Genomic DNA, 7781 nt, shown 5'->3' with positions numbered 1-7781 from the left:
TCGATTGAAAAACTAGAATCACTGTTACATAAACTATTAAATGAAGGAGGACTAATTATGAAATGGAACAGAAAAATAAAAAATAAAGGTAACGCGAGTTAATGCAGTTTAGATGTTTGACAGCTTAAGCACATTGGCGATTCCATTTTTCCAACAAGTATTCACGGCACTCGTAACCTTTCAAGGTTCCTTGCTGGTATTGGGTCCCAGAAATTTCAGGATTTTGAATCGCTTGAGTATCAAACTTTACCAGTTCCTGAACAATACAATCAATTGGTGCGAACGATGACAGACGTTTCACCCAAGTTTCCGTCGTCAAAATACGATGCTTCAAAGACGGTGCAAGCCAACCATTAGGGCGTTTGCGATTGAGGAATCGAGCTATACGGTAACGAGTATTACGATTTCTTCGTCCTCTCCTAACTGCTCTACGATGTTCCAAAGCATCTTTTATTTGTTGTCCGCGATGCTGCAATTCCATCGCCCAGATAACATTGCCTCGATCTGTAACTAAAGCAATCCCTGTAAACTTGGAACCCGGGTCGATTTTGAGTTCCAGCGGATACAGATTTGGATTTTCAACGACTCGCTTTAAAATCAAAGTGAACGGGTAGCGGCGAAACACGGCGGCTTTTCTGGAATCTAGTAGTTTCCGTGCTTGTGCTGGATGGATTGGATTAAGCGGTGTTTTGTTTTTGTCTATCAGAAAGATGTAATTTGACATATTCTGTCAGCCTTATTTCTAAGTAATGTTTGCCTCGTCAAAGTTCAAATGGCTTGTTAGGAAAGTGACACTATAGCTATAAACCTATTTGCTAATTACTTAATCACTCTCAACAGTGCTACAAGCTGGCGTTCACTCGCAGGTGTTATGACCAATCGAACGTAGTCAGTGAAGACTTAGACTGCACGCTCCGACTTTGTACAGCTTTGACTAGCTTTGGCTAGCTCTGTATAGGTTTTTCGGAGCGGTTCAGCGCGTCCCTGTACCGTCACTTTTAGGACTTCCATTGGGATCTGGTTCGTATTTTTTGGGGTTATTGGGCGCCTCAGATGTGCGCGCCTCTGTCAAGACTGTGGAGGTCGATGGGTCTTTTGCTGAGTTGCTGGTTGAGTTGCTGCCAAGTGTAGCGGCATTTGCAATGTCGATCGTACTGACTTGCAGACCGACAGCCAGAGTTGCCGTTATTGTGAGCCCAATCAAAGTACGCATAGTGTTCATAATCTTGTCCAAATCACTCAAATAGATGCAAATCCCTACAATCTATTATATCTATCAATTTACGTAGTTCCACCTATGTCTTTACATTTCCTTTAATTAATTTTTGTAAGTTTACTTAAATTCTTTTTAATCAATACTGTTTGGCGATTTTAATTGGCTCTCCAGCCTGCTACAATTTGCGATTCGTGATGGGAATGACTTACTGCATCAGGGTTTAGAGCGCGGGCTTGCCGTTGCCATCTTTTTTTGAAACTCATCCAATTTTTTTATATTTGTTAATAGTTAAATGAGACGACAATTTGCTGTCTTAAGTTCCATATCTTTGATAAATCCATCTAATGATAGATGACATCTTATACAATATTTTATAATAAGGTTGCAGATTAAAGAATGGAAAATAACTTAGGCATAAAAGTTGGCACCACTGACCTACAGTTGGATTGTGTTTTTGAACTGAGATTAATTACGAAAATTGATATTGATTTTTCCCGCCTTCCTTAGCACGATACATCGCAGCATCAGCATTGTTAACTAAAATATCTGACTCTTGACCGTCAATTGGATACAAACTAATGCCAATACTTGTAGTTACAGAAACTGTATGTTCTTCTAAAGTAAAAGGCTGCATAATGGTGTCACAAATTTTTTGAGCTACTTTCGCAGCTTCTTCGCTACCAGGAATTCCCGGCAAGATGACAGTGAACTCATCGCCACCCAACCTCGATATAATATCGCTACCGCGCAAGCATTTTTTGAGCCTCCCGGCCACTGCTTGTAAGAGCAAATCACCCGCACGATGTCCGAGAGTATCATTGATTGACTTAAATCCATCTAAATCTAAAAATAGTAAAGCTACCAATTCCTGATTGCTGGAGGCTCTTTCCAGGGACAGATGCAAGGATTCGTGAAACATTTTGCGGTTCGGCAAACCGGTGAGAGCATCGTGATAGGCTTGGTGGCTGAGTTCAGCATTTTTTTGCTTGAGGGCATCTTCCAGGCGCTTGCGTTCGGTAATATCTCTGATCGCTCCAACTAAAAATAGGTTGCCCGCAGCATCTTTATGTAGGGATCTTTTAGTCGAAATCAGATGGGTAATTCCGTGAGCATCAGTAAAATATTCTTCATTTTCTAGTGGCTGCTGAGTTTGCAATACTAATTCGTCTTGCTGCCAAAATATATCCGCTTCGGCTTGGGGAAATAACTCGTAATCGGTGCGAGAAATTAAAATTTCTAAAGGATAGCCGATAAACCGACAATATGACTGATTCAAAACAACCCAGTGGTGATTTCTATCTTTAACAAAAATTGGGTCGGGAATTGTATCGATTAGCCATTGTAAAAATTCTTTAGACCGTTTGAGTTCTTCTTGTATGTGAGCCAGATAAGCTACAACTGCACAGCCAGAACCCAACAGACTGAGGATGGAAGGAATTAACGGCAGCCACCAACCGGCCAACCATGCTATGTATAAACTAGCACTTAATCCTACACAGATACTTGATAAAGACCAAGCCGATCGCCCGAGCGATCGCAACTTCCAGCTCACATTTGCTCCCGTCCAAGACCACAGTAAAATCCACAGCCACTCCGCCGCCTCTGGCCAAACTTTAATACCTTCGCGCCCGTCGAGGGCCGCACTCAAAATTTGGCTCAAGAAATTAGCCTGAAGCTCAACTCCGGGTATTGGCTGGGGAGGAGCAAACAAACCGGAACTGTAAGCGTTTTGGTGAAAGTCTTTGAGGCTGGGGGCAGTTGAGCCGATCAAGACAGCGCGCGATCGCACAAAATCAACCGGTACTTTGCCAGAAAGCACGTCGCTCATCGATACCGTGCGAAAACTGCCTCCTGGGTGGCGCAGGTTGGTGAGAATTTGATAGCCGCGGCTGTCCGATCGCACGTAAGCACCATCATTCGGTTTAAAACGCTGAAACACCCCCTTACCTAACTGCAAGTATTTAGGATTGACTGTTGCAGGTTGAGGGGAAATCCCTTCGGTTTCTAGGTAAAGCAAAGCCAGTCTCAGCGCGAAACTTTGATAGGTTTTGCCGTTTTCAGGCCAAGCGTAGAGCAAAGTTCGGCGCACTTTTGAGTCAGCGTCGATGACAACGTTGTTGAAACCGATGCGATCGAGCTTTTCCAGTACCGGAGGCGGGCGCACTCCAAATCTGGTTTCGTCTGGTATTAACTCAATCCCAATTAAGTTGGGAATAGTTTTAAAAGTTTTGACCAATTGGGCATTACCCGGTTGAGTCGGCAAATCTCGGTAAACATCGAGGCCAATCGCCCGCGGCTTAAGGGCGTGCAATTTTTGCAGCAATTGGGCCAATACAGCATCGGAAATGGGGTAGCCGTATTTTTGCAAGTCAGCTTCGTTAATTTCGATAATGACGATGCGCGAGTCCATTGGTTCGGCGGGCCGCCAGCGTACAAAGCGATCGAAAGCAGCCCATTCCAACGCCTGCAAAAATCCGAACCAGCGCAGTAGAATCACCGTACCGCCAACGGCACTTGCAGTAATCAATACTCGGCGTTCTCGATCGAGCCATTTTTTGATAGTTTTTAGCATAATCTGGGGATGTTCGCCTCGCCTGAAGAGCATATAAGGTATTACTACATATCGTTTTTACGTCTTCACGGGGTTCTGCTCAGTCGATTTTATATTTTTGATTTTAGATCGTCACAATTTTTCGGTTGTGCGGTGCGGCAGATGGGTGGATTATTGATTTTTGATTGTCGAATAGTGTGGTTTTTCGGTGCGCTATGCTGGTGGGTAATTGGTAATTGGTGATGGTAATTGGTAATTGGCAATTGCTAATTGGCTTCTAAGCTTTGAAAACGCCAGCTTTTTTCTGATATTTTTTATAGGTTTGTGGCGAGCAGTAAACCGGATATCCTTCAGTAAACCGGATATCCTTACTCTGAGGGCATCACAGAATTGCGAACAGTTGTGTTTGATACCATGTCCACCATAAACGCAGGAGAGCCTTTCTACCGATTACCTTTTACCCGATTACCGATTACCATAAAAAATTGGTTTAAAGCCGGAACATTTTTCGGGATAAATTAAAATCAGACTATTCATTACTCCAATCCTCTTACTTCTTTTGTCAAGTGCTACCCGTGCGGTCAACTGTCAACTGTCAACTGTCAACTGTCAACTGTCAACTGTCAACTGTCAACTGAACAAAGCGTCCGCTAATCTTGCGATCGAAGTGCTATATCAATGCAGATAATTTTCAGAAGAGCGATCGAATGACTGCCATTTTAGTGTAATGACTCTGGCAGCAGAAACGCGGTCTCTGGAGTTTTTGTGTAAATTTTATATAGCCTTTCTCAAAAAGATGAGGTATGACTCACAGCTTGTATAACCATTAAACTCAGGAGGCTCAAGCCCAACAACATACCTCATCTTTCTGATAACCGCTATAGTATTTATTCGCAGACAGCCTAGTAGATAGTCACCACTTTTTTGGAAATTTCGATCTGAGTAATGTTTGCTAATTGATAATTATTAATCCTAGATGGCAGATTTGAGATTAATTTCGCAGCACTAGGAAACTAGCAAAGAACTTGCCAACCCATATTTACTGATTCACCATCTAAAATCTGTCATCTAAAATTCCCAACTATTCTGTCAGTTTTGAAAGTTGCGCGGGCCCGTGTAACCGGATAAATCGGCGAGTTTATCCAAAGTTTGCGTCCCTGAATAAAACTGACCTTGAATCTCCCAAGTCGGGAAACCTTTAATATTCGTAGCAGCAGCTTGGCAAATTTCAGCACGGGAATTTTGCCCTTTAGGATCGCATTCAAAATAATCAATTATTTTGGCTGCTTCTTTGCCGAATAGCATTTTTTGGTCGTGGCAGTGGGGACACCAGTAAGCACCGTATTCTTTGGCGCCAATTTGTCGGAGGTGGCGGGCTAAAGCAATTTGTGCAGGGCCGGAGGTTGCAGTCACGGCTGGGGGTAGAATTCCGGGGGTAGAAGAAACAAAAGGAGCAGGTGAACTGACGCTGTTATACAGTCCCAAGGCGCCGATCGAACTTACCATCATTACCAAAATACCTGTAAACACCAACTGTCCGATATCTTCCCACTCGCGGCCGACTAGCACCAGCACAAACAGCGACAGCGCAAATACGGCGGAACTGATGCAGTAAATGCACAGTTCCTTAATTTCAAAAGACATCAAATACATCAAATAGCTGCTGAAAATTACCATCGCAGCGGTGATGATAAATAGCGCTTGCCAAGTTTGATTTTCTAGTTGAGAGTGCAGACCTTTATTGGTGTCTGGATTGACGGATTTGGGAGCTAATGCCAAAATTGCGATGCTCAGGTAAGCCAGACAACCTAATAAACTTAAAGGCACTGTGCCAAAAACTGTAGCGTAGGGACTGTTGAGAACTTTGTCGCAGCCGCTGGTGGGACAAATGACTGAGCCTGTCGTGAATTTAGCGATCGTCAGATAGGCCGTTTCTAGGACGCCGATCGCTGCGATGGCTGCGATCGCAGTCCTAGACCAGCGATGAATCCAAGGGGTTGAACGTCGGCGAATCATTTTTTTGATTTGATAGTTGCTAATTGGTCATTGGGCATGGGGCATGGGGCATGGGGCATGGGGCATTGGGCATGGGGCATGGGGCGAAGCGAAGCGGAGGGATGGGGCATGGGGCATTGGTTATTGAGAATTAAGAATTAAGAATTAAGAATTGAGAATTGGTGCTTTTTTGAGCGTTAGCTTTTAGTTTTCAGCAATTACCAATTACCATTCCCAATTAACTATTCCCAATTCCCAATTCCATGAAAAATTGGTTTCAAGCATCTCCCCGATCGGGAGAAATTAAAAACAGACGGTTCATTACTCCAATCCTCTTCCTTCCAGGTAGAGATAACTGTCAACTGCCAACTGTCAACTGTCAACTGTCAACTGTCAACTGTCAACTGCCAACTGTCAACTGTCAACTGTCAACTGTCAACTGTCATCTGACACGAGCTTGGCTGGTGGCTACTAAAATTGTAGACTCAAGTTCGGGCTCCGGTGATGAATCAAGGCGAGTAAATCTAAAATCTAAAATCGACTGACTTTGCCCGGTTCGGGTGTTGGGCCTCTTAAACCATTGGTCTCGATATTTTCCTGTTCTCGCTCTTTTTGGGAAAAGCTACGACGGGCGGCTTCGACAAACTGACTGACGCGGATCGGATCGATCGGCTGCTCGATGCGGCCATTTCGCTTCAGGGAACTCGATACAATTACACCATCGGCGGCTTGCATGAGTGTGGAAACGTTTTCCCACGAGGCGCCGCTGCCGATGAAAACTGGAACTTCGCCCGCTGCTGCACTCGCGAGTTCTAAGTCTTCGAGATTGGGAGGGCTGCCGGTTGTCCAGCCAGAAAGGATTACGGCGTCGGCTAAGGCGCGCCCGATCGTCTCTTGGACGGCTGTGGTTAAGTTAGGGCTGCCCAGGGGGCGCCCGTGCTTGACTAGCACGTCTGCGAATATTTTGACATCGCTGCCCAATTCCCGGCGGTAGCGCAGTAGCTGGTGAGCTTGGCCTTCAATTAAGCCTTGATCTGTAGCCATGATGCCGTTGAGGACGTTGACGCGGATGAATTGGGCTCCCGTGCAGGAGGCGATGGCGATCGCGCTGTGGGCGTCGTTTCGCAGCACGTTAATGCCGATCGGTAGCGTCACCAGATTTGTTAGCCTCTCGACTACCAGAGTCATGGCACTTACCACAGCCGGATCTACGCTGTCTTTGGCAAAAGGAGCGTCGAAAAAGTTCTCGACAATGATACCGTTTGCGCCACCAGAAGCCAGCGCTGTAGCCTCTTGCTCGGCTCTTCCGATAATAGCTTTGAGGTTCCCGCCCCAGCGGGGAGAAGTTGGCAAAGGCTGTAAATGTACGACACCGATTATGGGATTCGGCGTTTTGAATATTTGTTTTAAGTCCACGGGTTTCCTGAAACCACCATGTTCACTGACGGCTGACGGCGGATTTTGACGGTATATTCTAGAATTCTATAGCAAATATGCTGAGAACCCCGTGTCTTTAGACCGGGGATGAAAGCTAGAGGCAGGCTTTAGCCTGCAAGTTACCTTCCATTGCTTTGCTTGTCGTTGACTCTACAAAATGCTACTTTATTTTCTAGAGCCAGGGAAAACGAGCAATGTTAAACCTTAGTTACGAGTACAAATTGAAGCCAACCGCAGAGCAAGCTCAAGAAATTGAGCGGGTTATAACGGTTTGTCGCAAGGTTTGGAACTACGCTTTGCGGGAACGCAAGGACTGGATCAACTCTCGTAAATGTGCGGTCAATGCTTGCTCGATTTCTAAGGAATACATCATTCCGCTTGATGCAGCTTACCCAAATTATTTCCAGCAAAGCAAATCATTGACAGAAGCAAAAGAGCAAATCCCAGAGCTAAAAACTGTTGACATAAAGTAAATAATTTCCTCGAAATTCCTGGTAAATCATTGTAAAAGCTGGCACTATGGATTGAAAACAAAAATACCACCTAGCGATGACAAAATATGTCACACCGCGAAAAGCTTGC

Annotated in this window: 7 protein-coding genes and 1 pseudogene; 3 read left to right on the top strand and 5 right to left on the bottom strand. The window is 44.8% G+C overall.

What is annotated here, in order from left to right; translation table 11 throughout:
• Positions 1–127 precede the first annotated feature (127 nt).
• From iscB to QZW82_RS31890, 3 genes and pseudogenes are all read right to left on the bottom strand, one after another.
• Positions 128–724 (bottom strand): annotated as a pseudogene (gene iscB / locus QZW82_RS31900) (RNA-guided endonuclease IscB); the annotation flags it as partial.
• Between the two features lie 249 nt (positions 725–973).
• Positions 974–1222, bottom strand: a complete 249-nt coding sequence (locus tag QZW82_RS31895) for a hypothetical protein (protein WP_293158318.1) — start codon at positions 1220–1222, stop codon at positions 974–976.
• 463 nt (positions 1223–1685) lie between these two features.
• Positions 1686–3821 carry a CHASE2 domain-containing protein gene (locus QZW82_RS31890; protein ID WP_293158315.1) on the bottom strand — a complete coding sequence of 712 codons (2136 nt, stop codon included), beginning with the start codon at positions 3819–3821 and terminating at the stop codon, positions 1686–1688.
• Positions 3822–4326: 505 nt separating this feature from the next.
• Between QZW82_RS31890 and QZW82_RS31885 the strand changes: the two genes are divergently transcribed.
• Positions 4327–4455 (top strand): hypothetical protein, encoded by a 129-nt coding sequence (locus tag QZW82_RS31885; protein ID WP_293158312.1) that lies wholly within the window; start codon positions 4327–4329, stop codon positions 4453–4455.
• A 401-nt stretch (positions 4456–4856) separates the two neighbouring features.
• On the opposite strand, the gene QZW82_RS31880 is transcribed toward QZW82_RS31885, so the two are convergent.
• A complete protein-coding gene (locus tag QZW82_RS31880) occupies positions 4857–5783 on the bottom strand; it encodes a vitamin K epoxide reductase family protein (RefSeq protein ID WP_293158309.1) in 927 nt (308 codons plus the stop codon).
• A gap of 242 nt (positions 5784–6025) precedes the next feature.
• Here QZW82_RS31880 and QZW82_RS31875 point away from each other — a divergent pair, with 242 nt between their 5' ends.
• Complete coding sequence (locus tag QZW82_RS31875; protein WP_293158306.1) at positions 6026–6307, top strand: hypothetical protein; 282 nt, start codon at positions 6026–6028, stop codon at positions 6305–6307.
• Here the strand turns inward: QZW82_RS31875 and btpA are convergent.
• Entirely contained in the window at positions 6294–7178 is an 885-nt protein-coding gene (btpA, locus tag QZW82_RS31870) for a photosystem I biogenesis protein BtpA (protein WP_293158303.1), read from the bottom strand. The two genes, QZW82_RS31875 and btpA, sit on opposite strands and share 14 nt — an antisense overlap.
• A gap of 215 nt (positions 7179–7393) precedes the next feature.
• On the opposite strand from btpA, the gene QZW82_RS31865 reads away from it, so the two are divergent.
• Entirely contained in the window at positions 7394–7672 is a 279-nt protein-coding gene (locus tag QZW82_RS31865; protein ID WP_363318830.1) for a helix-turn-helix domain-containing protein, read from the top strand.
• Positions 7673–7781: the final 109 nt, after the last annotated feature.

Source organism: Microcoleus sp. bin48.metabat.b7b8b9.023 (assembly GCF_013299185.1).
Taxonomy (GTDB): Bacteria; Cyanobacteriota; Cyanobacteriia; order Cyanobacteriales; family Microcoleaceae; genus Microcoleus.
Note: the sequence above shows the minus strand (reverse complement) of the source record. Positions and strands in the feature narration are given on the sequence as shown.